Raw genomic sequence first — 23336 nt, forward strand, 5'->3', positions numbered from 1 at the left:
ACTCGAATGTAATTTCCGCATTAATCACCAAAAGCTTGATGATGTGCTGTTAGTGTCGATTGCATCATGAGGGACTTCATACGAGTCATCATACATAAGGTTATTCATAAGGGGCGTTATACGAATCGTCTTGCTCGTAGGAACCATCACCACCGTAGCCGTAATGAGCCTTATGATAGTTTTGACCGAAATACTTTTTGTACCACTTATACCAGTGTGGATGTTTATTATTGATTTTCTTCAGATCGATAATAAACAGGCAGTCAAAGAAGATCGGATCACCGACTGAATTCGTAAACTCAGTTAAGTTCACCATCCCAGACAACCGCACGGTACCCCGATACCACTTATAGTCACCTGTCGCCTTCAGTACGCTGTTCTTATCGCTGGAAGCGCCGGTAATATGGGTAATATACTCACCATCCGGTGTCACCGTGTCCTGTAGGGTTGGCTGAACGGTGGTAAGTCCACGGGTAACAATTTGACCGTTTGGTAAGTTAAAAAATGTGGTGCCGATTAATTTCACACCTTCGCCACTACCTGCAGGTGTTATATCTGAAAGGCAATCTGTCGCCGTACCTACCAGTTCCCCGTCGGCAATATTTTTTAGATCAACATCAAAACAAGATGCAAGATCAGGATTATTATCTCCGTCGATATCAGGAACATACTTTTCGTACATGTCTCCTTTACCAACCAAATTCAAAGCCAGCCGCTGTTTTGTATCCTCATCATATGGTTCATAACTGTCCTTACTGTCGCTGTATTGATCATTGTCACTTTCGGTGTCACTGTACTGATCACTGTCGCTTTCGGTGTCGCTGTACTGATCACTGTCACTTTCAGTGTCGCTGTAATGATCACTGTCGCTGTACTTATCATTATCACTGTACTGACTACTGTAATTGCCATTGCCATTGCCATTGCCATGAGCATTAGCATTAGCATTAGCAGCAAAGACATTAAATGACATACCTAGACAGATAGCCACAGCAGCCATAATTACGTTCTTGATATACATTACGATTCTCCGTAAACATTTTGCGGTATAGATTTTACTGATCAACGGTATTGACCTACATTCGATGAACAAGATTCACCCGCCGCAAATTCATTTCTATTTTTACTTCTGTTTAAGCCGACCGAACCCCCCATATCGCAGCATAAATATTTGCATGCTTACAGATTAATAGTTGATTCATCTTGCATCGTCTAATTGTAGAATGATTTAAGATTTATGCTTACAAGTAAGATTTCGCCAGAACTTGCATCATTATTCTTATTTATATGAAATTTGTACTTTTTTTAATAAAAAGAGGAAAACCTTAAATAAATATTGCAATGTCAGTCTTAAAGTTGAGACCAAATCATGATAAGGCTTTGAAATGGTTATAAAACACTTTCGAGGAAATTGAAGGAAGCGCGAAGTCGGATATCACAGCCAAACGAGAATGGTAATAATATTCATTAAAATTCAAGTAGTCATGTCAATTGATATAACTCAGAGACCACCATGGTCGCTTATCGACGCAGAGCGATCACTGAGTGACGTTCTTGTTATTCGTAATCGACCAAAATTGTTTCATCTAGCCTTGCCAACATATAACAAATGGCCAAGGCCAGTTAAGAACAGGACAGTAGGTTACCCCATATCATTGTGTTATTTCATGTTGCAGTCAAAATTGCTAACCGCTTCTAGAACAGTTTTATTAACATCAAACGATAAACTGCCCTTCTTCACCATTTTTAGGGTTAGCGCCGTATTCGTTCGTGCCTGGCTGACTGTCTTGCACGAAGAAATAAATCAGTACTAACGCACCAATCAAAGGGATCAGACCAATTAGCATCCACCAGCCTGTACGCCCGGTATCGTGAAGACGACGCACACCCACAGCAATACTCGGGATCAGAACCGCTAATGAATAGATAGTGCCAAGAACACCGGCACCTTCTTCAATGCCGGGAGTAGCCAACAAAGTATCGACAAAACTAAACGCAATGCTAATGAGTATATTAAACAGAAAGAAGTACCAATACTCTTGTCTCTGTGCTCGCCCCCTAAATACGGCGTAATTCTTTAAAACATGCAAATACCAATTCATTCTTTCACCTTTTTATATCAATATGATCAATGGTATACATGAACTTTAGTATGTTCGAAAAAAAATGCCGCCACTTATTGCAAAAAACGCATTTTTCTTTCATACCTTCAGCCCAACTGTGGTGTTCCCCTAAAATAAATGCCGCAATATCAAAGTCTTTAATAAGAATATCCCACAATGACCGTTGCAAAATTTTGTCCTGACATTCTTACAGTTCAACCTAAGATACCTTTGAAAGGTTCGCAAATTCGAATTTTACCCGTTGATCAAACTGCTATTCTTATCTATGAATACATCAATTGCCTATTAAGCAGGAGTGATCATGTACAAATTACTGGCAGGTCTCGCATTGTCTGTCGTACTGAGTTCAGCCTGGGCAAACACTGAGCTGGCTAGAAATATCTACTCACCGGAACGCGGGATCATCTGTGACGAGAGAGCTGGATTCTGCGTTGATTCATTCGGTATCTCGATGGCATTGACTCAACAATACCTCGGTGATGATGCCCAAGCGGCAATGACGAAAAAGATCAATCGAGTAGGTAGCAGAAACTTCGAAACGACCAGTTATATACTCAGTAATGGTGTTTATTGCGATTCATTCCAGCGGGCCTGTTTTATCTCTCGTTTTACCGATGAAAAACAAATCAACTTCACTAACACCTTGTTTAAGTAGTTGATTTGTTTATTTATTTACAGCAAAAACACCGCCATTAGAAATATTCCTTAATTGCCAAATAACGCTCACGAATATGCTCAATTAACAAACGTATTTTCTGTGGCGGCTGACGGGTAAACGGATACACCGCATAGATACCGAGTTTTTTGCCGACGAGATCAGGAAAGACATCAATCAGATCACCCTTTCGTATATCGTGATACACTAGGCATCTTGGTACATAAGCAAGACCATAACCGCCAAGCGCCGCTTTTCTTAAGGCGGTGGCGTTGTCGGTCGAGAAGTTGCCGGATACCGTCACAATGTAGGTGCCTTTATTTCTTTTAAATTCCCATTCACTGGCACCTGTCGTCTGATAGGCGTATTGCAAACAATTGTGATCTACCAATTCTTCCGGTGCCACTGGTTTCCCAAAACGTTGGATATAAGCCGGAGCTGCACAAATTACCCATTGCGAATCGAGAATATGACGGGCTATCAGGCTGGAGTCTTCCAAGTAACCAGTACGAATAACCAGGTCGTATCCTTCCTCCACCAAGTCCACAAAGCTATTTTCAAGAGACATATCTACGCTCATGCCCGGATGCTGGGAACAAAACTCAGCCACAGCATCGGCCAGCAGTAAATCGCCAGAAATCGTTGGCACCGACATTTTGACATGTCCGGTGACGCTTTCACCGTAGCCAGACACGGCATCAATCGCTTCAATCGTCGCCTGCTTCACATTTTTAGCACCCTGATAAAGCACTTTTCCCGCCTCGCTTAGCGTGAGTTTCCGGGTTGTCCGGTACAAAAGCTGCACCCCTAAATCTTCCTCCAACCGGGCGATACGCTTACTAACCACCGAATTTGTAAGTGAATTTAACTCGGCCACTTTACTGAAAGAGCCGCTCTCTACCACCTGGACAAATAGAATCAAATCATCTGCTCTAGCCATCATTCATCAACTTTTGGAATTAATCTTTTTCATTATTTCCATATATCAAAAAAAATGAAAGGCGTAAGGTCACATTTGAGCAACATCCTACTTACACTTGTAACAATAAATACCAAGCCGATATATCACGACGAAAACGCTGTACGAAGGAAAGGAAGTAATATCATGAACGATACCCTACTCGCGTTAATCGCATTTTCCCCCATTTTGGTCGCCGCCATACTCCTGGTGGGATTAAACTGGCCCGCCAAGCGAGCCATGCCTGTGGCTTTCATACTCACTGCGGTCATCGCCCTTTTTGTATGGGATATGTCGCCAACCCGAGTCATCGCCTCATCCCTTCAAGGGCTAGTCATTACGGTCGCAGTATTATGGATAGTCTTCGGGGCTATTTTCTTGCTTAATACGCTGAAGCACACCGGAGCCATTTCAACCATTCGAAACGGCTTTACAGATATTTCAACCGATCGCCGGGTACAAGCGATTATCATCGCATGGTGTTTTGGTTCATTTATCGAAGGGGCTTCGGGCTTCGGTACTCCTGCTGCTATTGCCGCTCCTCTTTTAGTTGCTATCGGTTTCCCGGCTCTGGCTGCAGTTGTGATGGGCATGATGATTCAGTCAACCCCGGTATCTTTCGGCGCGGTTGGTACACCTATTATTGTTGGTGTTAACAAAGGATTGGATACCCATAACATTACAGAATCCCTGATTGCAAATGGTTCCAGCTGGGATGTTTACCTACAACAAATCACCAGCAATGTTGCCGTCATTCACGCAACAGTGGGAACGCTAATTCCTGTACTAATGGCAATGATGCTAACTCGCTTCTTTGGTAAGAAAAAATGCTGGAGAGAAGGGCTGGAAATTCTGCCGTTTGCTATTTTTGCCGGCCTTGCATTCACCATTCCTTATGCATTAACTGGCGTGTTTCTTGGGCCTGAGTTCCCGTCCCTGATTGGTGGTCTTGTCGGTCTGGCTATCGTGGTAACGGCGGCGAAAAAAGGATTCTTAGTCCCTAAAAAACACTGGGATTTCGAAAGTGAAGATAAATGGCCACAAGAATGGCTTGGCTCTCTGAAAATGGATCTGACTGAGAGCGAGAAAAAGCCAATGAATATGGCACTGGCCTGGGCACCGTATGTTCTATTAGCCGTTGTACTGGTTGCCAGCCGTGTCAGTGCAGACTTTAAAGGTTTCTTAGTCAGCATCAGCTTATCATTCGGTAATATTCTGGGCGAAACCGGGATCAGCGCTGCCATTCAGCCACTGTATTTACCTGGCGGAATCCTTGTTTTCGTTGCCCTTCTTGCGGCAGTTCTGCAATCGCGTAAAGCATCACCTTTAATCAAAGCCTTTGGTGAATCGAGCAAGACGCTGGTTGGCGCGGGATTTGTTTTGGTCTTTACCATTCCTATGGTCCGTATTTTCATTAACTCCGGTGTCAACGCCTCAGATCTAGCCAGTATGCCTGTCACCACAGCACACTTTGCTTCTGGTCTGGTGGGTGACTTCTTCCCGGCTCTTAGTCCCACGGTTGGTGCGCTGGGTGCATTTATCGCCGGCTCCAATACTGTATCAAACATGATGTTCAGCCAATTCCAGTTTGAAGTTGCACAAACCTTGAGTGTATCCAGTGCGACAATGGTTGCACTTCAAGCGGTGGGCGCAGCAGCCGGTAACATGATCGCCATTCACAATGTTGTTGCAGCATCTGCCACCGTCGGTTTACTCGGGCGTGAAGGGGCGACATTACGTAAAACCGTTATCCCGACATTCTACTATCTTGTAATGACAGGGCTGATTGGTTTAGCCATTATTTACAGCTTCAATATCTCCGATGCATTAATGCTAGCCAAGTAACCAGACAAGAAATAATTCAACAGATTTTGTCACTGCGCGGTTCTAGCAATTGAGAAAATAGCCTTGAGCCGGGCTGTTGCAAAGGTATCAGTAACAAAGATATCAGGAGTAATAGAATGCGTATCTACCCTGCAAAGCCGGAAAAAGTGTACTTCTACGCCACATGCCTGGTCGACATGTTCGACCCACAAGCCGGTCTTGATGCCATTACCCTATTGGAGCAACAGGGAATCGAGGTCATCTTTGTCGAAAAACAAACCTGCTGTGGCCAGCCCGCTTACAGCTCAGGTTACGATAAGGAAGCTAAACAAGTTGCCATCAGCCAGATGGCCCTATTTGAAGAAAACTGGCCCGTCATTGTCTTGTCCGGCTCTTGCGGCGGCATGATGCATCACCACTATCGCCGCCTGTTTAAAGCTGATGATAACCAAGCTCAAGTCGATACCTTTTGTGACCGCGTATTTGAACTGACTGAGTTTCTGGTTAATGTCTGCCGTGTGAAACTCAGCGATCAGGGGGAAACCACTTCTGTCGTCATGCATACATCCTGCGCGGCTCGCCGGGAAATGAATGTCCACGTTACCGCAACTCAACTACTCAATCAGCTCGACAACGTAGAGCTGCGCGAACAAGCCTATGAAAGTGAGTGCTGTGGATTCGGCGGTACGTTTGCCGTTCGCCATCCTGACATCAGCCAAGCGATGGTAGAAGATAAAACCCGACACCTGTCTGACACCCAAGCCAGCCAGTTAGTCAGTGCTGACTGGGGCTGTCTGCTTAATATCAACGGAGCGCTGGAGTATCAGGGTAAAACAATGCGCGGTCGTCACCTTGCCAGTTTCTTGCTGGAACGCACGGGAGGAAAATAACATGGCAGCGCATAAACCAGAACCAACACCACAGTTATTCCACTCGCAAGCCAAAGCGGCACTAGCCGATCAGCAACTGCGTCAGAACTTTCGTGGCGCGATGGATTATCTGCAAGATAAGCGCAAGACGGCCTTTTCCGACCATGATGAAGAAAAGCGTATTCGAGATCTCTCTGAAGCCATTCGCCAGCGCTGTCTGAGCAAACTGCCCGACTTGCTGGAACAGCTGGAGGCTAACTGCACCCGCAACGGTATTCAAGTTCACTGGGCACAAGACGACGCCGAAGCCAATAGCATCATTGCTGCAATTGCCCGGAAGCACCACGCGAAAAACATTATTAAAGGCAAATCCATGGTGAGTGAAGAAATAGAACTCAACCATGAAATGGCCAAGCTTGGCATCGAGTGTTTAGAAAGTGATATGGGGGAATATATTGTCCAGCTCGATGGCGATAAGCCTTCCCATATCATCATGCCGGCAATCCACAAAAACAAGCAGGAAGTCAGCGACACTTTTGCAGAAAACCTCGATGACTTTACCCCAACCCTCAATGTTGACGAGCTTATCCAAACCGGCCGCCGTAAACTAAGAGAGAAATTCCGCGATGCCGATATCGGTTTATCCGGTGTTAACTTTGCTGTTGCCGAAACCGGTACCCTGTGTCTGGTGGAAAATGAAGGCAATGGGCGCATGTGTACCACTGTGCCTGACGTACATGTGGCCATTACCGGTATCGAAAAAGTGGTGGAGTTTCTGACTGACGTTCCACCGCTCTACAGTGCCCTGACCCGCTCGGCAACGGGCCAAGCCATTACAACCTATTTCAATATGATCAGCTCGCCCCGTCGGGAAGGTGAATTAGACGGCCCGAAAGAAGTCCATTTGGTACTGCTGGACAACGGTCGCTCACAAGCTTATCGCGATGAGGAAATGCGAAAAACCTTACAGTGTATTCGCTGTGGTGCCTGCATGAACCACTGTCCGGTTTATACCCGTATTGGCGGCCACGCCTATGGCACCGTCTACCCCGGTCCGATAGGGAAGATCATTTCACCACATATGATGGGATTGGATAAAACCAAAGATCTAGTTACTGCTTCAACCCTATGTGGTGCCTGCGGTGAAGTGTGCCCGGTACGTATTCCTATCCCTGAATTGCTGCAACGCTTGCGTCACGAAGCCAAAAATCCACCCAATCCGGGAACCGAAGCCATTGTCGGACAGCAATCAGCAGCCAGCACTGCCGAATCATTAGCAATGAAGGGCTTTGCCTTTGCAGCGTCGCACCCGTCGATTTATCACGCAGGCACCTGGTCGGCAACGAAGATGAAAGCCTTAATGCCGAAAAATTTAGGCGCCTGGACCCAATGCCGTACAGCGCCAAAGCCGGCAGATAATACCTTGCACCAGTTAATCAAAGCTCACAAACGAGGTGGCAAATCATGAGTAACGCCAGAAATACGATTTTATCCCGTCTGCGTGATGCCGGGGCGCAACCGAAGCCACAAGAAACAATAATCTATCAGCCATGGCAATCGGCAACAGAAACCGACAAGAAGCAGCGATTTATCGATTGCTTAACCGCCAGCCATGCTGAGGTTATTACCACCAGTAACGATCACCTGGTCGATGTTGTGGATAATGTGATTGCCAGCAAAGCACTTAAACGTATCGCACTGGGAGCTGGGGGGGAATTTCATCAGGATCTGCTTAAAGCCACCCAGCATACCGATACCGTGATATTTGATCGTGATATAAATGACTGGAAAGGTGAGCTATTTGATGATGTTGATGGGGGAATAACCCATTGCCTCGCAGGCATTGCCGATACCGGCGCACTGGTGCTGTGGCCGAACCATGACGAACCTCGTACTCTGTCATTAGTGCCGCCTTGCCATATTGCTCTGATCAGACAATCTACTATCACCAATAATTTCACTTCACTCATGACAGAGCAGGCATGGCAAAGCGGTATGCCAACCAATGCCGTACTGATCTCCGGCCCGTCAAAAACAGCAGATATTCAGCAAACCCTAGCCTACGGCGCCCACGGCCCAAGCCAACTGGTTGTGATCTTAATTGAGGATGTATAGCAAAAAAAACATCATACAGATGTATGATGAATATAAATATGAGTGGTGTGGAGTTGTTGTTTGTATAGGGTGCGTCATTGTCGATTATGCAGAAAATCAACAAAGATCCCGCATTAGAATTTCATACTCCTCTTTGGCGTCATCAATTAACGTGGTGAGTTCTTTGGCATCATTACAAGAAAGATCAATATGCCACAGTTTATGCTTGGGTTTGCAATGTTCAACACAATCCAATTCGGTTGTATCACCATGATATTCAAAGCATAAATCTTCAAACTCAGCGTTAAGTTTTTTGTGCTGCTCCATAATCTCGACATCAATAAACCCGGTAGGGTTGACCGCAAGATGTGCATGAAGATGCTCTTTTCCAGCTAATGTATAAGATCGATATTTTGCGTACATGTCTCTCACTCTGGTCACTATGTAATCACTGTTAAAAGTATAGATGAAGGATATCGTTGTGAGCTTTTTTGGGCTGTTATTATTATATTCAAACAATTTCACTGCCCAGCGTTTAAAACGAGCAGTAAAAACCTGTGATTTTACTATTTGTCAGTACAGTCCGCATGGCAACAACCAGTCAGCCTGATGGACTATATTTACCCAGCGTTTAAAACAACCAGTATGAACTGTATAGCATAACAATCAGTACACTAGCTTATCCATACACCATGTTCGGTAACCAGGTTGCCAGTGCTGGCCAATAGGCCAACATGCCAATAACAAATAGCTGGATAACAATAAATGGCATGACCCCACGGTAAATTTGCTGGGTTGAGATAGAGTCTGGTGCGACGCCGCGCAGGTAAAACAGCGAGAAGCCAAATGGCGGTGTCAGGAAGGAGGTTTGCAGGTTCAAGGCGATCATGATCCCCAGCCAGATCGGATCAATATCCATACTAAGCAAGATCGGACCGACGATCGGGATCACCACAAAGATGATTTCGATAAAATCGAGGAAGAAACCCAGCAGGAACATCACAATCATTACCAGTAACACAGCGCCGAATACACCACTCGGTAAATTGGTGAGAAAGTCTCTCACTAAGTCGTCACCACCAAAGCCGCGGAATACCAGCGAGAACACCGATGCACCAATCAAAATCATAAAGACCATGGTAGTGACTTCGGTGGTACTGCGCATGACCTGCCGTAAGATATTAAGGCTGAAGGTACGTTTAAACCAAGCCAGCAATATTGCGCCAACCGAACCGACCGATGCCGCTTCTGTCGGGGTGGCAATCCCTCCGAGAATTGAACCCAGCACCAATACGATCAATAGGATGGGAGGGATAAGAACGGTGAGAACCTGCATCCACAGTTCAGTGCTGGTCTTACGCTCTTGCTCCGGAATTGGCGGTACTTTTTCGGGAGAGATAACCGCGAGAACAATCAAATACAGTGAATATAACCCAACCAGAATGAATCCCGGGATTAACGCGCCAAGAAACAGATCACCCACAGTGACGCTGTCCGGGGCAAAAATACCCTGATCAAGCTGAGCCTGCTGATAGGACGATGACACCACGTCCCCCAGCAGAATCAGGACAATGGAGGGTGGAATGATTTGCCCTAATGTTCCTGATGCGCAGATAGTGCCGGTGGCGACTTCCGCGCAATAACCCCTGCGCATCATGGTTGGCAATGACAATAAGCCCATCGTCACCACTGTCGCACCAACAATACCGGTACTGGCAGCCAGCAACATACCCACAAACGTCACCGACAGTCCAAGCCCACCCGGCATACTGCCAAATACCTGCCCCATGGTATCGAGCAGTTGTTCAGCAATCTTCGATTTTTCCAGCATTACACCCATGAAGACAAATAATGGAATGGCGATCAGCAGTTGATTCGACAAAATGCCCTGAATCCGGTTAGGGATCGCTTCTAAAAAAACCGGATCAAACGTCTCGGTATAATACCCAATCGCGGCAAATATCAGTGCGGAACCAGCCAGAGAGAAGGCAACCGGATAACCAATCAACAATACAATAAAAACCACAATGAAAAGCAATAATGGAAGCAGCTCAGTCATAATCCGTGCTCCTCTTCATGCTCATCCAGTGCTTTTTCTTCAGCCTCAAAGCCTGCGATAACCAATATGGCTTTCAGGCATTCAGCAAAGCCTTGAACAATCATCAGGGCCGGCATCAATAAAATCGATGTTTTAAAAATATAACGTGCATTGATGCCGCCCGATTCTTGCGAACCTTCTGACACCTGCCATGAGAAAGCAACGTATTCCCATGAAATGTAGAAGATGAACAGACAGGTCGGCAGTAATAACAAAAAGAAGCCCAGTAAATCTACCCAGGCTTTATTCTTCTCGGTCATTGGACGATATAAAATATCAACCCGGACATGAGCACCTTTCAAAAAGGCATACGCTGCGCCCAGCATAATCACATAATTGTGGAAATACAGGATCGATTCCTGCAGAAAAACTGAGCCGAGATCGAAAACATAGCGCATCACCACCACCACAAAAGTGATAACAACAATAGCTAATACAAACCATGAAACCACCCGACCGATCAGATCACTGAAACGATTAATTCCCCTGACGAGACGAATAAGAAAAGGAGGAGGTGCATCCATACGCAACTCTCATTAGCAAAATCAAGTCGAGGTAAAGAAAGCGAGCCATCGGCCCGCTCAGTTCATCTGTTATTGCGGATTTCTTGCATTCATGAAGGCTTGTTCAGAAACAGAATGCCAGTCAAAGGCCTGATCTCGGAACTTCATATATGAGACATAGACTCTTTGGCTTATTGCATCTTTTTTCGCTTCCTCAGCAACAATCTGCTCTGACAGTTCTCTAAGCTGCTCAAGCACTTCTGGCGGAAAAGGAAGCAGCTTAATTTTATGCTCGCTCAATAAACGCTCTAAAGCAGCATTGTTACGTGCTGTATATTCGGCCAGCATATTAGCGTTAGCGACACGGGTCGCATTAAGCACAATGGACTGCAGATCTTGCGACAACTTATCAAACGCCTTCTTATTTATCAGCGCTTCAAGGGTGGTGCCAGGCTCATGCCAGCCCGGGAAATAGTAGTATTTCGCCGCTTTATGCAAACCAAACGCCATATCATTATAAGGGCCGACCCATTCGGTCGCATCAATCGCCCCAGTTTCCAGCGCCGTGAAGATTTCGCTGCCCGGTAAGAGCACTGGCGTACCACCTGCACGTCTGAGCACTTCACCAGCCAGGCCTGGAATACGCATTTTCAAGCCTTTCAGATCGCGTATTGTCTTAATTTCTTTGTTAAACCAGCCTCCCATCTGCACGCCAGTATTACCCGCAGGCATAGGAATAACACCAAATGGTGCATATGCTTCCTGCCACAGCGCCAAGCCGCCACCGCTGTATATCCAGCCATTCATTTCCTGTGCAGTCAGGCCGAAGGGAACCGCTGAGAAAAATTGACCGGCAGGCACTTTACCTTTCCAGTAGTAGCCCGCACCATGCCCCATCTCTGCGGTTCCGCGCGAGACAGCATCGAAAACTTCCAACTCCCCCACCAGCTCTTTCGCGCCATACACTTTGATTTTAATACGGCCGCCACTCATTTCATGAATGAGATCCGCCAGCTCATTTGCCCCGGTGCCTAAACCGGGAAAGTTCTTCGGCCAGGTGGTGACCATTTTCCATTCGTGTTCAGCTTTAGTCGCTTGAGCGGCATTGGCAAAAAACGGGGTTAAAAGCGCACTCGCGATCGTTGCAGACACTGCGAACTTTTTGATGACATCCTTCAACTGCATTGTGCTCTCCTCAATGTTAGTGTGTGTTTTAGGACGTTTTTGTAGCTTTGTTTATTTCTTTAAATAGGGGTCACCAACCCATCAATCAACAAACTGTTCAGTTAACTATAGACACTTCTTCCGAGCTTATTAGAATCGGGGCAATAACGAGGAATGGAGCGGAGAGGAATTGGGGGTTCTAGGTTCTAGGTTCTAGGTTCTAGTCTCAATATATCTTTACCCGCACCACTTTCATCGTTTCAATCTCGAAACCGGCCACGGTCTCGATTTCCGGATAGTACGTCATATTGACCCTCTGCCCTTTCAGGCTTCGGTACTTTTTCTTACGGCGGAATTTAAAGGGAGCGTCGCAGCCTTCAATCATTAAGGTATGCAACACCCAGTCATCATCTTCGCGCTGGGTATGTGAGACAACCTTCACCCCTTCGGAGTGCACCAGGTTTTCATGTTTGACGAGCAACCGGTCAACAGGAGATTTCATTTCCACTCCAGATAAAATAAATCACCAAAATAAAAAGCTAATAAAAGCAATTATCAAAGTAAAGTGAGAATAGGAATAGATGCGATAATATCATATTTAAGACAAGCTACGGAGATCGGCTCACTAAGATTAAATCGTCCTTAGGTCTTACATACATCTATCAAAAAGCCCGTGTTTTTTAGCACGGGCTTTCCTTTATTATTTCATTGTTCCTTCATTAAAATGAAAGGAAAATCCCAGCGATAGTCGCGCTCATTAAGTTAGACAGCGTTGCAGCAAAAATCGCTTTCATGCCGAGGCGGGCAACATCAGGGCGACGACTTGGTACAACGCCACCTAACCCTCCCATCAGCATTGCAATCGACGTCAGGTTGGCAAAACCACATAATGCGAAGGTTACAATCGCCTGTGAGTGCTCACTCAGTTGCTCTTTCACTGCCATTAAATCGGCAAAAGCAACAAATTCATTAACCGCAATTTTTTTACCAATCAGGCTTGCCGCCACTGTTGCTTCTGACCATGGCACGCCAATCAACCATGCAACAGGTGCAAACAAGTAACCGAACAGTAATTCCAGGCTCAGGTTATCAATACCAACGAACTCTGTCTCAGAGCCAATCAGGTGTTTTTTTCATCGATCATTCAGGCTGGGAAATAACCGCTTATTGACAAAAATGGCGATGATACCGGAGGAAATACCCATCAATCCTAAAATACAGTCAGTCACCTCAGGCTAGACACTATCAGAAAACAATAAGGTGATTATGACCTTGAAAGAAAATGGCTATCCCGTTTTTTTTGTTCCATCTTTAATAAGACGAGTAACACCGAGGGTGTGAAGAATGAAAATAATGGTGATAACACTGATTGCATCAACGACCTTAGCTGGCTTTAGCGCAAATCTACTGGCAGAGGAAGAAGAAGTGCCTCTTTTTGGCAGCCTGGATGATGTGGTCTACTCTGAAAACTTGTGGGCCGAAATGGTAACTCAACACTTAGTAGGACCCGGTTCCCTGCTGTCAACGCCCTACGAGGGACAACCGCCACACGGCGCAATTCTTGATACGGTTGATACCCGCCTGACACTGAGAGGTAACGAGGGCGAACTGATCATCGAACGCAATTATGACGGTGAAGGGGTCTCCAAACTAACCGTGGCCAATGATCCTGCTAATTACCTGAAAGCGATAACGGTGATGTATCGCCGCACGGGATATGACCCGGAAAACCAAGACTGGTTCTGGGTTAAGTACAAGCCGGACGGTAGTCTTGATGTAGACCCTCAAGGGATGGAACTAGCAGGTCGCATTGCCGAAGGCACGGCAGAGGGCTGTATCGCCTGTCATCGAACGGCTCCAGGCGGAGATTATGTGTTTAACCACGATCGTTATAAAAGAACATCAAACATTCCTGGAGCGCCAGACTGATGAAAAAATGCTGGCTTGCAAAGGGACGTTACAGCGTCCCTTGCCGAAGGCTTTCTGGTAATCCAGAAAAATAATTATACCGAACTTACAACAGTTCCCTATCCCAATAAGCGGGCTCCCCTATATGCTTTCGCACAAAGTCGATAAACACCCTGACTTTATTCGGCAAGAACTTGTGACGAGGATAAACCGCGTAAAGTGGCATGTACTGGGTTAATTGCCAATCAGGCATCAGACGGATCAACTTACCTTCACGAAACTCATTTTTCAGTAAATAAGTGGCCAGATAGCCAATACCATTACCGGTTAGCGTCGCGTCTCGAATAGCATCCGCCGAATCGACCCGGTAATTACCCTTCACTTTCATTTGCAGGCTCTCATCGTCTTTCTGGAAGCTCCAGATATTATCTTTACGCACACGGCTGAAATAAGTGATGCAGTTATGATCTGCCAGATCACTCGGATGATAAGGCACACCATTTTTCGCTAAATACTCCGGGCTTGCCACCAATACGAAATGACAATCCGTTAAATGCCGGGCAACAAAACCCTCCGGTGGCGAATCCATCATTCCGATCCACAGATTCAGCTGTTCTGATATCAGATCGACACGGTGATCAAACAGGCTCATCTCTAAGTCCAGCTGCGGATAAAGATCGTGAAATTCAGAAATGTGGGGCGCAATATGATTCGATGCAAATGACTGGGCAATCCCAACACGCAACGCCCCTTGCAAGGCATCGGTGTTAGACAGTAGCTCACTCTCGGCTTCGTTAATTTCCCCAACGACATTGGCGCAGTGGGCTGAAAATGTCCGCCCGGCCTCCGTTAAAGCAAATGAACGCGTGGTTCTTTGCACCAGCTGAACACCCAGCCGCTCCTCCAGTTGCTGAATTTGTTTACTGATCTGCGTACGAGAAATATTCAGAAGCTGGGCGGCCCGGGTGAAGCTTTGCTGTTTGGCCAGTGCATTAAACACCACCATTTGCTGGGCTTTTTTTAGCATAAAGATCTCAATACAGGCTCTGTTATTCCGATTGGCATTAATTATTGTTCATTGCAGTATTTGACGCTATCAATGCTGGAAGTGTCATTGTTTCCTTCTGAAAATAAAAAGGCCTGTCAATGACAGGCCTTTTACCAATTCCATTACTTATCAAGGGCCTGTTTATCTTTCAACATAATTGCTGCTGGAGACTATTTTTTCAGCTAACAAGGCGGAAGATATGCCATGTAGTTGCCCTACTTAAATATCTGACAACGCAGTTAGATGGAAAAAGAGTCCCAGCCCTTCGGGTAAAGGCTAAAAAAGCTTCATACTGCGTTACTCAGAGCTCATTTAGAATAACTAAACCTCTCTCTTCGTGCCTTGTCTGAAGACTTTTTTAGTCTTTACAGCTGCAATGTTGAAAGATAAACAGGCCCTAGCCATTAAGAATATTTTACAGCGTGAAAACAGACAGTTGCTGTTTCTGTTTCTCAGCTAACTGAGATAACTCATTGCTGGCTGCTGCACTCTGGCTGATACCTGCCACATTCTGATTAATAATTTCAGACATGTTCGTCACATTGCGATTGATATCTTGTGTCACCTGAGACTGCTGCTCTGCCGCTGTGGCGACCTGAGTGTTCATATCACCGATTTGAAGCACAGATTCTGTAATACCCACTAACGCATCATTTGCCTGACTTGCCAATGCCTGATTACGTTCCAGCATTTCAAGGCTCGACTGCATACTGTCGTTCGCATGTCCTGACTGTGACTGTAACTCTTCAATGATGGTCTGAATTTCCTGAGTCGAATCTTGCGTACGCGCGGCTAGCGATCTGACTTCATCGGCAACCACGGCAAAGCCTCGGCCTTGCTCCCCAGCTCGTGCTGCTTCAATGGCTGCGTTCAGTGCCAGCAAGTTGGTTTGCTCAGAAATACCGCGAATAACTTCGATTACTTTACTGATCTGCTCTGACTGATCTTTCAAACGTGTTACCACGTCAGCGGCTTCAGACAAGGTTTGTGTCATCTGCACACTGGCGGCACTGCTCTGTTCAAAAATGTTCAGGCCTTCTTTAGCCAATTCATCCGTCTTCTTCGCCGTGGCATCAGCGCTGGTTGCATTGTCACTGACATTATCAGCCGTGCTTGACAGTTCATTGACAGCAGAAGCGACCTGATCAATTTCGTTCAGTTCAATTTGTGCATTTGCTTCTGATTGTGTCATTACTGCTGCCAGCTCAGTTGAAGCAGCAGCCACTTCGTCACTGATATTAATCAGCGAGCACATCAAGGTATGAAGCTGAGCGGTCGTGGTATCAATATCGGTGCTCAGCTGGCCAATCTCGTTGTCACCCTCGATCTCTGTTCTAGCTTTTAGATCACCCGCAGCCACTTTGCGCATTACGCTTTGAAGTTTCACAATTGGGTTAGCAATTAAGCCCGACAGCCACCATGCTCCCAGCATCGCCACAATAAGCATGGCCGGGAAACCAATCATAATTGATGTCATCAGGCTGGCATGCTCTTTACGAGATAGCTCCTGCTGCTCACTGGTCAGACGGTTCGCATCTTCAGACAACTCACTGATACTTTTTACCATTCGGCTGCCAACGTCACGATACTGAGCCACCTTGCTGGCATACTCCACGTCATCTGCCAAACCTTGATGGCGCTTTTGCAGCAAAGGGATCATCGTACTGACACTGAAGCGTAGATACTCGTCCATGGCCGCTTTCGTTGCATCGACGACAGCTTCCAAACCTTGAGAGCGGCGTAAGTGTTCCAGTGTTACCCTGTTCGTTTGCATGCCTTGGTTCAGCTCTGAGGCCAACCGGCTAAGCTGTTCCGGATCATAGATGCTATAAATAGCACTAATACGCATTTTATATGTGTTGTTTATTAATTGCGCGACCAGATCTTTATTGTGGATAGCAGAGGTGGTGGTTTTATTCACCGCCACCTGTTTTCCTTCTAAATTACTGTTAACAAAGAAGTTAGTTGCCATTATGATCACAGCTAAAATCAGAACAGGTAACAACACCTGCAAACGAATAGATACGTTCTTTAAAGAAAAGCCCATTGGAACCTCAAAATATTGCCAACATCAGTTGTACTAATGCAAAAATGAAAAAAATGATTTTTATTTTGATATCCGCCGCATTATGACAATTAAAACCACTAAATGATAGATTTCGGCCATAAAAACCACAACAAATATCATTGTGTTTCATGGGTTTAGCTGTAATGCTGAGGTCAAAAATTTGACTCTTCATCATCCAACAGCCTGTCTAAGTAAACGGTCTAAGAACGAACCGTAAAACAAATAGCAAATATCACTCAATTACAGGAGTTTGACCGTACTACTCGCGTCAAACATTTGACCTTACATCACCCCCGCATACGCAAACGATTTAACAATAGTGCTTTATTCCTAATGCATGTCTTTTCCGTTAAGCATGAGTTATCGCTGTCATGCAGGATTCAAAGTTCTGAAACATGATTGTCATATAACTCCCCTAACCTTGGCTTCGTTCATTCAAATCTATTGGCAATATCGCCAGCATGTAAAGGATTAGGAATAATGAAAACAAAGATTATCGGTGCACTAGCTCTTGCCGGTTCAATGGCTTTCAATACAGCGGCAGTTGCAAACGAAACTATCTCTGTTGTCGGTTCAAGTTCAGTTACACCACTGATGGAAGTGTTTGGTGAAACGTATGGCAATACGAACTCAAATGTTTTTGTTGAAGTTCAGGGGCCGGGCTCTTCTGCAGGTATTCGTGCTGCCAAAGACGGTTCAGCTGATCTCGGTATGAGCTCTCGTAATCTTAAAGACTCTGAGAAGTCAGATGATCTGAAAGAAGTGGTTGTAGCTCGTGACGGCATCGCAGTCGTTGTTCACAACAACAACCCGGTTAACGATCTTTCCAAAGAAGACGTTACTAAAATCTATAAAGGTGAAATCACCAACTGGAAACAAGTGGGTGGCGAAGATAAGCCAATCGTCGTCGTGACACGTGATACCGCATCAGGTACACGTGGCGCTTTCGAAGACATCATGTCGCTTAAAAAGAAAATTAACGACATTAAAGTTTCCGCTATTTCTCAGCGCGCTCAGGTTGCAAGCGGCAACGGCCAGCTAAAAACAACCGTTGCTAATAACCCGTTTGCTATCGGTTACATCTCTCTGGGGACTGTAGACAGCTCACTGAAAGCACTATCTGTTGACGGTCACCAGCCTTCAGTCGAGACAATCAAAACAGGGGAGTACCAGGTTCAGCGTCCTTTCCTTGTGCTTTACAAAGCAAACAAGATCAACCCAACAACCAAGACATTCCTGGATTGGACCCTGTCTGCTGAAGCTCAAAAGCTGGTTGCCGCTAAAGGTTATATCGCCGTTAACTAAACCACTTTAATAACGCTCAGCTTAAGGTTGAGCGTTATTTTTTGCCACAACGTTTTACATTTTACAGCCGCTCAACCAGCAATATTGAACGATATAGCAATGAAATGAATGGCTGAATGTTGTTGGTATTTGGAGTTATATATGACCATCGCAAATAACATTGAGAAGACAGCGAAAAGCCCGTCACTGAAATCAAAAAAAGTGATCGACTGGCGCGAGCTATTCTTCAAAAATCTGTTCATGCTGAGCGCAGCACTTGGCATTTTGTCTCTGATAACCATTGGTTATTTTATTTTCCGTGAAGGTTTCGCGGCATTCCAGCATGCTGGTGTTGCAGGTATTGTTTTAGGATCTGACTGGTTGCCACCGGCGTTATTTGGTATCGCACCAATGATCGTCGCGTCATTAGTCTCGACCGCTGGCGCTGTTATTCTAGGCGTACCTGTTGGGGTATTAACCGCTATTTTTATCGCCGAAGTCGCCCCTCAACGGTTAGCAAACCTTATTCGCCCAATGATTGAATTATTGGCGGGTATTCCATCGGTTGTTTACGGTTTCTTCGGCCTGGTTATCATTGTTCCGTTAGTTCAGGACATCTTTAATGTACCAGCCGGTAACACTGTTCTGGCCGGTATTATCGTTCTTGCCGTTATGATCCTGCCTACCGTTATTACGGTATCTGAAACCTCGATCCGTGCGGTTCCCCGTACTTATAAAGAAGGCTCTTTCGCGCTAGGCGCATCGCACATGTTCACCATCTTTAAGCTGCTGCTTCCGGCTGCTCGCTCAGGCATTATGACTGGCGTTATTCTGGGCATTGCACGCGCTCTGGGTGAAACCATGGCCATCATTATGGTGATGGGTAACTCCCCGGCCATGCCTGAAGGGCTGCTTGATTCGGCGCGTACTCTGACCGCGAACATTGCCATTGAAATGTCTTACGCAACAGGCATTCATGCAAGCGCACTTTACGCAACGGGCATTGTTCTGCTTGTCTTCATCATGATATTGAACGCCGCCCTGCTGTACTTAAACCGTGAGCGTGCGAGGTAATTACTATGTTTACAAAAAAGAGTGGGTTTACAAAAAAGACTGGAGTTCAACAAAAGACTGGGTCTCTACAAAACACTGAGTCACAGCAATTAAAAGATAAAATTTCTCTTGGCGTAATTTGGCTATCAGCCAGTATCACCGTTGGCTTCCTGCTTTGGGTTGTCTGGTACATCTTAAGTAATGGTTTGTCTTATGTAGACTGGACATTCATCACCAGCAACCACACCACGATTGGCGAAGAATCTGGCATCTGGCCAATGATTGTGTCGACACTCTATATGGTTGCCGCCTCCATTGCCGTGGCAGCACCAATTGGCATTATGACGGCTATCTACCTGACCGAATACGCCAGAGTAGGCAGTAAATTAGTAAAAGTAGTTCGTTTTTGTACAGAATCACTGGCGGGTATCCCGTCGATTATCTACGGCCTGTTCGGTATGACCTTCTTTGTCGTCGTACTTGGCTTTGGTTATTCGATTCTGTCGGGGGCTCTGACCCTGAGTATTTTGATCCTTCCTGTCATTATTCGCACGACAGAAGAAGCATTAATGGCTGTACCGCAAACTTACCGTGAAGGTTCTTATGGTTTAGGTGCATCTAAGATATACACCATCTGGAGACTTATTCTGCCAAGTGCTATGCCTGGTATCGTAACCTCCATCATCCTCAGCGTGGGTCGTGTTATTGGTGAATCCGCACCGGTATTCATGACAGCAGGTATGGTTGCACGCGTTCCCGAGAGTGTTCTTGACTCGGGCCGTACGTTAACCGTTCACCTGTATAAGTTAACGCAAGAGCTTTACACCATTCATGAATGGCAACAAGCCTACGCAACGGCCACCGTTCTGATCGTGATTGTTCTTGTTATTAACATGGTCACCAAATTGCTTGCCAGCCGCTTCAACACCGCGACTTACTGATTTTTGAGGAAGAAAAGATGAACAAATTTAATATTGAAAACCTTGACCTTTACTACGGTGAAAATCAGGCGCTTAAGCAGATCTGCCTGCCTATCCCAAACCGTCAGGTAACGGCACTCATCGGTCCGTCCGGCTGTGGGAAGTCAACCCTGCTACGCTGCCTGAACCGTATGAATGACCTGATTGAAGGCGTAAAGATCGACGGTTCACTGACCATGGACAGCGAAGATGTCTATGGTCACATCGATGTGGTTCAACTGCGAATTAAAGTGGGCATGGTTTTCCAGAAACCTAACCCGTTCCCGATGAGCATCTATGAAAATGTCGCTTATGGTCTGCGAGCCCAAGGGGTGAAAGATAAAAAGACCCTCGATGACATCGTCGAAAAATCACTTCGTGGGGCTGCACTATGGGATGAAGTGAAAGACCGTCTTAAATCTCATGCATTCGGCCTGTCGGGCGGCCAGCAACAACGTCTGTGTATCGCTCGTACCATTGCAATGAAACCAGAGGTTATCCTGATGGATGAACCGACTTCAGCGCTTGACCCGATAGCGACCAAGAAAATTGAGGATTTGATGGAGTCACTGAAGAAAGACTTCACGATTGTTATCGTGACTCACTCTATGCAACAAGCACGACGTATCTCTGACCGTACCGCTTTCTTCCTGATGGGTGAGCTGGTTGAACATGATGATACACACGCGCTGTTTAGTAACCCACGCGACGATCGTACCCGTGGTTATGTAAATGGTGACTTCGGTTAAAACGACTTACGAATAAGAATAGCGATGGTACTATTGCCCACTTCCTGCAAGTGGGCTTTTTTTTGTGTGTTACCATGCTTTTACCAATAATCATCACATAACAAATAGATAAAATGGCGCGAACTTTTATAACGTATTTAAGATTAGATTACGTGCCGCTGGATTCAAGCAATAAGTGCAAAGCACTCAATTTAAATACTCAACCTGACTCACAAAAACAACTCCCATATTAAATATCGCAGAAAAAGAACACTAATAATAATCTATGATGTGATATTAGACTCTAGTCACAAATATTACATTACACCGAGAGGTCTAAGCAGTATTCAAATATAAACGGTGTTAGATTCAGGCACGGAAACGACGAATGTTCTCGGATATACAATATCAACATAGAAGCAGAAATAATTCTGGATATTATGTTTGCTAACACAAACAAACTTATTATTCCTTTCTGGCATAGAGTGATTTAACACAATCCCTTTCAAATAGAACAATAATTCGCTGTAATAATCTTATCTTACTAAGTGAAAATATAATGCTTAAATTACAAAGTGATACTAGATTAATTATTGGCGACATATTAGTTCAGTATCATATCTTTTCGACTGATGCACCATTGATGATAACTTTTTCCCCTGCGGGCAGTGTATTAAAACCATCTCAAGTCGAGGCCGGGTGTTCAGCCTGGGGGTTTGATTTTTTCAAAAAAATGGGAGTTAACATAATCTCATTTTCTGCCATTCAGCATAAGCACTGGTTCATATCCCCGCAATTAGTTGAATTTATAAATAAATTAAGCCCGCAGCTAGAAATCTTCCCTGAAAGACTGGGGTATGGGGCGAGCATGGGCGCTTTTGCAACCTCATTGTATAGTTCTCAATTACAGCTTGACCGATTGTTACTTATTACTCCTCTTACGCCTTCAAAAGAACAGTATAAATTAAGTAAATTTGATTATTGTGCTCAGCACAAAGGCAATATAACAATAATATTTGATCCTCTATGCCAAAATGATAAACAACATGCATTACGTTATCCCCTTGATACAACTTTTTTAAAACTCTATGGCGTTGGGCATCAAGTCATTGAAAGTATGAGTCAAGTTGGATATTTAAAATCAATAGTTCTAAAATTTGTTACGAATGAAGTAAAACGGTCAGAATTTGAGAAAGCAATGCGGGCTCGTCGGAATATTGAGCGTTACTATAGCTATATGGCCCGTAATCCAACCAAAAAATTAACGCCTCGTCGACTTAAAGTTATTAGATATTACTTCCTTATGTGGCATTTAAAAAATCCAACACAATTTATTCTGAAATGGAAAAAGAAGTGGCAGAAGAGCTTAATGAAAAGAACAGATTTTTTTGTCTTATCACCAAAATATTAAGCTACAGCGGCTTTGATATGCCCATGCCGATTACAGCATGATAACTAATCTCAGCATGTCTTTATGTTGGATACCTGCCTCAAAAATTGGCTCATCATAGTTATCGATAAAAAAGTCCTTCACAATGGAGTCGACTCGAAACCCCAAACGCTGATAGAACGACAACTGATAACCGAATGTCCCAGTCCCCAATTCAATGCAGCTGATACCACGCGCTTTAACTGATTTAATGACATGCTCAAGCAGAGCGGTTCCAACGCCCTGCCCTTGAACCGATGGACTCACAGCAATATTGAATAACTCAACGTTGCCGTTGTCGATGGCGTTAAGAACACAGATACCAACCGTCTTATCGGATTGTTCAGCAACATAACACCAGGAGTTTTCAAGGTACTTTCGGACATTCACCTCTGATGGATCAGCTTCAAGCAGTAAAGGGATGAGTGCGTTTTCAGGTGGTACGAATTTAAATTTCAACATGCTGATTTATTCAAAGCCCATATTGATGATAGAAATATTTAATGGCAACAATAATTGTTTAGTCACGCAAATAGCGTTTTAAATTTTTAAAGTACATAACGTCTGCAAT

General features: G+C 45.1%; 22 protein-coding genes and 1 pseudogene. 11 read left to right on the forward strand and 12 right to left on the reverse strand.

Translation table 11 applies throughout. From position 1 onward, the window contains the following. Positions 1-100: 100 nt before the first annotated feature. Together L4D76_RS01330 and L4D76_RS01335 are read right to left on the reverse strand one after the other, a co-directional pair. The gene (locus tag L4D76_RS01330; RefSeq protein ID WP_428439132.1) at positions 101-1021 is read right to left on the reverse strand and encodes a hypothetical protein; all 921 of its coding nucleotides are present in this window, start codon (positions 1019-1021) and stop codon (positions 101-103) included. A 694-nt stretch (positions 1022-1715) separates the two neighbouring features. After that, a complete protein-coding gene (locus L4D76_RS01335) occupies positions 1716-2102 on the reverse strand; it encodes a DUF805 domain-containing protein (RefSeq protein ID WP_428439133.1) in 387 nt (128 codons plus the stop codon). A 322-nt stretch (positions 2103-2424) separates the two neighbouring features. Between L4D76_RS01335 and L4D76_RS01340 the strand changes: the two genes are divergently transcribed. Then, the gene (locus L4D76_RS01340) at positions 2425-2778 is read left to right on the forward strand and encodes a YcgJ family protein (RefSeq protein WP_428439134.1); all 354 of its coding nucleotides are present in this window, start codon (positions 2425-2427) and stop codon (positions 2776-2778) included. Positions 2779-2815: 37 nt separating this feature from the next. Here the strand turns inward: L4D76_RS01340 and L4D76_RS01345 are convergent, their stop codons facing one another. Next, positions 2816-3718 (reverse strand): LysR family transcriptional regulator, encoded by a 903-nt coding sequence (locus L4D76_RS01345; RefSeq protein WP_428439323.1) that lies wholly within the window; start codon positions 3716-3718, stop codon positions 2816-2818. Between the two features lie 165 nt (positions 3719-3883). Here L4D76_RS01345 and L4D76_RS01350 point away from each other — a divergent pair, with 165 nt between their 5' ends. From L4D76_RS01350 to L4D76_RS01365, 4 genes are all read left to right on the forward strand, one after another. Beyond that, positions 3884-5581: an L-lactate permease gene (locus L4D76_RS01350; protein ID WP_428439135.1), complete on the forward strand. Its 1698-nt coding sequence runs from the start codon at positions 3884-3886 to the stop codon at positions 5579-5581. 116 nt (positions 5582-5697) lie between these two features. Continuing rightward, on the forward strand, positions 5698-6450 hold the full coding sequence (locus L4D76_RS01355) for a (Fe-S)-binding protein (protein WP_428439136.1): 753 nt from the start codon (positions 5698-5700) through the stop codon (positions 6448-6450). A gap of 1 nt (position 6451) precedes the next feature. Continuing rightward, positions 6452-7897, forward strand: coding sequence for a LutB/LldF family L-lactate oxidation iron-sulfur protein (locus L4D76_RS01360; RefSeq protein ID WP_428439137.1), 1446 nt, complete (start codon positions 6452-6454; stop codon positions 7895-7897). Beyond that, positions 7894-8544: a LutC/YkgG family protein gene (locus L4D76_RS01365; RefSeq protein WP_428439138.1), complete on the forward strand. Its 651-nt coding sequence runs from the start codon at positions 7894-7896 to the stop codon at positions 8542-8544. Before L4D76_RS01360 ends, L4D76_RS01365 begins: the two co-directional genes overlap by 4 nt. A gap of 96 nt (positions 8545-8640) precedes the next feature. Here L4D76_RS01365 and L4D76_RS01370 read toward each other — a convergent pair whose 3' ends face one another. The 6 genes and pseudogenes from L4D76_RS01370 to L4D76_RS01395 all read right to left on the reverse strand — a co-directional run. Next, positions 8641-8946 carry a hypothetical protein gene (locus L4D76_RS01370; RefSeq protein WP_428439139.1) on the reverse strand — a complete coding sequence of 102 codons (306 nt, stop codon included), beginning with the start codon at positions 8944-8946 and terminating at the stop codon, positions 8641-8643. Positions 8947-9202: 256 nt separating this feature from the next. Beyond that, complete coding sequence (locus tag L4D76_RS01375; protein ID WP_428439324.1) at positions 9203-10573, reverse strand: TRAP transporter large permease; 1371 nt, start codon at positions 10571-10573, stop codon at positions 9203-9205. A 5-nt stretch (positions 10574-10578) separates the two neighbouring features. Next, a complete protein-coding gene (locus L4D76_RS01380) occupies positions 10579-11145 on the reverse strand; it encodes a TRAP transporter small permease subunit (protein WP_428439140.1) in 567 nt (188 codons plus the stop codon). Between the two features lie 69 nt (positions 11146-11214). Next, a complete protein-coding gene (locus L4D76_RS01385; RefSeq protein ID WP_428439141.1) occupies positions 11215-12309 on the reverse strand; it encodes a TRAP transporter substrate-binding protein in 1095 nt (364 codons plus the stop codon). Between the two features lie 205 nt (positions 12310-12514). Next, entirely contained in the window at positions 12515-12790 is a 276-nt protein-coding gene (locus L4D76_RS01390) for a hypothetical protein (RefSeq protein WP_428439142.1), read from the reverse strand. A 217-nt stretch (positions 12791-13007) separates the two neighbouring features. Next, positions 13008-13385: pseudogene (locus L4D76_RS01395) on the reverse strand (nucleoside transporter C-terminal domain-containing protein); the annotation flags it as partial. 247 nt (positions 13386-13632) lie between these two features. On the opposite strand from L4D76_RS01395, the gene L4D76_RS01400 reads away from it, so the two are divergent. Further along, complete coding sequence (locus L4D76_RS01400) at positions 13633-14217, forward strand: cytochrome P460 family protein (protein WP_428439143.1); 585 nt, start codon at positions 13633-13635, stop codon at positions 14215-14217. An 85-nt stretch (positions 14218-14302) separates the two neighbouring features. On the opposite strand, the gene L4D76_RS01405 is transcribed toward L4D76_RS01400, so the two are convergent. After that, complete coding sequence (locus L4D76_RS01405) at positions 14303-15223, reverse strand: LysR family transcriptional regulator (RefSeq protein ID WP_428439144.1); 921 nt, start codon at positions 15221-15223, stop codon at positions 14303-14305. A 436-nt stretch (positions 15224-15659) separates the two neighbouring features. Further along, positions 15660-17291, reverse strand: a complete 1632-nt coding sequence (locus L4D76_RS01410) for a methyl-accepting chemotaxis protein (RefSeq protein WP_428439145.1) — start codon at positions 17289-17291, stop codon at positions 15660-15662. A 501-nt stretch (positions 17292-17792) separates the two neighbouring features. On the opposite strand from L4D76_RS01410, the gene L4D76_RS01415 reads away from it, so the two are divergent. The 5 genes from L4D76_RS01415 (at position 17793) to L4D76_RS01435 (ending at position 22747) form a co-directional block, all read left to right on the forward strand. Beyond that, positions 17793-18617, forward strand: coding sequence for a phosphate ABC transporter substrate-binding protein (locus L4D76_RS01415; protein WP_428439146.1), 825 nt, complete (start codon positions 17793-17795; stop codon positions 18615-18617). A gap of 141 nt (positions 18618-18758) precedes the next feature. Next, positions 18759-19670, forward strand: coding sequence for a phosphate ABC transporter permease subunit PstC (gene pstC, locus L4D76_RS01420; protein WP_428439147.1), 912 nt, complete (start codon positions 18759-18761; stop codon positions 19668-19670). A 5-nt stretch (positions 19671-19675) separates the two neighbouring features. Next, on the forward strand, positions 19676-20590 hold the full coding sequence (gene pstA, locus L4D76_RS01425; RefSeq protein WP_428439148.1) for a phosphate ABC transporter permease PstA: 915 nt from the start codon (positions 19676-19678) through the stop codon (positions 20588-20590). Between the two features lie 17 nt (positions 20591-20607). Then, the gene (gene pstB / locus L4D76_RS01430) at positions 20608-21357 is read left to right on the forward strand and encodes a phosphate ABC transporter ATP-binding protein PstB (RefSeq protein WP_428439149.1); all 750 of its coding nucleotides are present in this window, start codon (positions 20608-20610) and stop codon (positions 21355-21357) included. A 538-nt stretch (positions 21358-21895) separates the two neighbouring features. Next, a complete protein-coding gene (locus tag L4D76_RS01435; protein WP_428439150.1) occupies positions 21896-22747 on the forward strand; it encodes a hypothetical protein in 852 nt (283 codons plus the stop codon). Positions 22748-22777: 30 nt separating this feature from the next. On the opposite strand, the gene L4D76_RS01440 is transcribed toward L4D76_RS01435, so the two are convergent. After that, complete coding sequence (locus tag L4D76_RS01440; RefSeq protein ID WP_428439151.1) at positions 22778-23227, reverse strand: GNAT family N-acetyltransferase; 450 nt, start codon at positions 23225-23227, stop codon at positions 22778-22780. Between the last annotated feature and the right edge of the window lie 109 nt (positions 23228-23336).

The sequence above is a fragment of the Photobacterium sagamiensis genome, from assembly GCF_050337085.1.
Lineage (GTDB): Bacteria > Pseudomonadota > Gammaproteobacteria > Enterobacterales > Vibrionaceae > Photobacterium > Photobacterium sagamiensis.

Coding starts and splice junctions, on each gene's coding strand:
- L4D76_RS01330 (WP_428439132.1), bottom strand. CDS start 1,021: ATGTATATCAAGAACGTAATTATGGCTGCTGTGGCTATCTGTCTAGGT.
- L4D76_RS01335 (WP_428439133.1), bottom strand. CDS start 2,102: ATGAATTGGTATTTGCATGTTTTAAAGAATTACGCCGTATTTAGGGGG.
- L4D76_RS01340 (WP_428439134.1), top strand. CDS start 2,425: ATGTACAAATTACTGGCAGGTCTCGCATTGTCTGTCGTACTGAGTTCA.
- L4D76_RS01345 (WP_428439323.1), bottom strand. CDS start 3,718: ATGGCTAGAGCAGATGATTTGATTCTATTTGTCCAGGTGGTAGAGAGC.
- L4D76_RS01350 (WP_428439135.1), top strand. CDS start 3,884: ATGAACGATACCCTACTCGCGTTAATCGCATTTTCCCCCATTTTGGTC.
- L4D76_RS01355 (WP_428439136.1), top strand. CDS start 5,698: ATGCGTATCTACCCTGCAAAGCCGGAAAAAGTGTACTTCTACGCCACA.
- L4D76_RS01360 (WP_428439137.1), top strand. CDS start 6,452: ATGGCAGCGCATAAACCAGAACCAACACCACAGTTATTCCACTCGCAA.
- L4D76_RS01365 (WP_428439138.1), top strand. CDS start 7,894: ATGAGTAACGCCAGAAATACGATTTTATCCCGTCTGCGTGATGCCGGG.
- L4D76_RS01370 (WP_428439139.1), bottom strand. CDS start 8,946: ATGTACGCAAAATATCGATCTTATACATTAGCTGGAAAAGAGCATCTT.
- L4D76_RS01380 (WP_428439140.1), bottom strand. CDS start 11,145: ATGGATGCACCTCCTCCTTTTCTTATTCGTCTCGTCAGGGGAATTAAT.
- L4D76_RS01385 (WP_428439141.1), bottom strand. CDS start 12,309: ATGCAGTTGAAGGATGTCATCAAAAAGTTCGCAGTGTCTGCAACGATC.
- L4D76_RS01390 (WP_428439142.1), bottom strand. CDS start 12,790: ATGAAATCTCCTGTTGACCGGTTGCTCGTCAAACATGAAAACCTGGTG.
- L4D76_RS01400 (WP_428439143.1), top strand. CDS start 13,633: ATGAAAATAATGGTGATAACACTGATTGCATCAACGACCTTAGCTGGC.
- L4D76_RS01405 (WP_428439144.1), bottom strand. CDS start 15,223: ATGCTAAAAAAAGCCCAGCAAATGGTGGTGTTTAATGCACTGGCCAAA.
- L4D76_RS01410 (WP_428439145.1), bottom strand. CDS start 17,291: ATGGGCTTTTCTTTAAAGAACGTATCTATTCGTTTGCAGGTGTTGTTA.
- L4D76_RS01415 (WP_428439146.1), top strand. CDS start 17,793: ATGAAAACAAAGATTATCGGTGCACTAGCTCTTGCCGGTTCAATGGCT.
- pstC (WP_428439147.1), top strand. CDS start 18,759: ATGACCATCGCAAATAACATTGAGAAGACAGCGAAAAGCCCGTCACTG.
- pstA (WP_428439148.1), top strand. CDS start 19,676: ATGTTTACAAAAAAGAGTGGGTTTACAAAAAAGACTGGAGTTCAACAA.
- pstB (WP_428439149.1), top strand. CDS start 20,608: ATGAACAAATTTAATATTGAAAACCTTGACCTTTACTACGGTGAAAAT.
- L4D76_RS01435 (WP_428439150.1), top strand. CDS start 21,896: ATGCTTAAATTACAAAGTGATACTAGATTAATTATTGGCGACATATTA.
- L4D76_RS01440 (WP_428439151.1), bottom strand. CDS start 23,227: ATGTTGAAATTTAAATTCGTACCACCTGAAAACGCACTCATCCCTTTA.